Source organism: Lactococcus sp. SK2-659 (genome assembly GCF_020218185.2).
Classification (GTDB): Bacteria; Bacillota; Bacilli; order Lactobacillales; family Streptococcaceae; genus Lactococcus; species Lactococcus lactis.
In genome coordinates this window covers 1-931 of record NZ_JAIWQZ020000012.1, presented here as the reverse complement: position 1 = coordinate 931, position 931 = coordinate 1, and the positions used below count along the sequence as shown (strand labels likewise).

The 931-nt window shown below is 34.2% G+C and carries 2 protein-coding genes; both read right to left on the bottom strand.

Annotated elements, in window-relative coordinates; translation table 11 throughout:
- Nucleotides 1-41: 41 nt before the first annotated feature.
- A complete protein-coding gene (locus LDP15_RS12115) occupies nt 42-329 on the bottom strand; it encodes an integrase core domain-containing protein (RefSeq protein WP_373442504.1) in 288 nt (95 codons plus the stop codon).
- A gap of 352 nt (nt 330-681) precedes the next feature.
- Nucleotides 682-931, bottom strand: a 250-nt coding sequence (locus LDP15_RS12110; RefSeq protein WP_225513621.1) for an LPXTG cell wall anchor domain-containing protein, incomplete at its 5' end; no start/stop codon positions are given.

Sequence of the window (931 nt, the reverse complement as noted above, 5' to 3'; positions counted from 1 at the left end):
TTGGAAAGTCAACGAAAAACTAGACACGGAGTTAAGAGAATTTAAGAATTATATTTTTCAAAGTCTTTTGGAGACTTGTAATCAAGACCTGAATGCATCCTTTTTGTATTGTAATAGGTCTCAATGTATTTAAATATTTCTTGAGTAGCCTCAGCTCTTGTCTCAAAAAGAGCCTCATTAATAATTTCTCTCTTTAAAGTTTTGTAAAAAGACTCCATCATTGCATTGTCATAAGGATTGGCTGTTCTTTGTCTATTCCGTTGTAAGCCAGCAATTCCAAATTCATTATATCTATTGATCCTTTGATGAACAAGTTCAAAGTGGGAAATTCCGTATTTATTGCTTAGAAATTGGTATCCTCACTCGCCTTAGAGATATTCCTGAACCACTTTGTATTTAAATTCAAAAGAATATTTTGTGAAAATAAAAGACCTCCAAATGTTAGTTTTTAGTCTAACTTTTAGGGTCATATCAGAACGGTCGTTTTTGTTCTTGTTTTTCTGGTACTTCGAAAAAGGTCCGATGGCAATTTCATTATGTCCATTTCATGCGGAGTTTTTTCTGTGCCTTTCGGCAAGAACAAGTATTGCGTGCTTGACTGCATTCATTCACCTCTGCGAAAGAGTGAGTGACATCTTAAAAAGCAATTTCATGAATGGATACAGAATAATTTTACATTACTTATTTGTATTTTCTCTTTGAATTAAAGAAGAGATAGAGGGTTCCGGCTGCAAGGATAAATAAACCAGCTACCATTACTAACAGCGTACTTGCTTTACTGTCTCCAGTTTTTGGTAATTTACTTGATGATACAGTGTTATTTGTGATGTTAGTAGAAATACTCGTAGTTGTAGTTTTTTGTACAGATGTATTTGGCTTATTCACGCTTGGTTGAGAGGGAGTTGAGTCTGTTGATTTATCAGGAACCAAC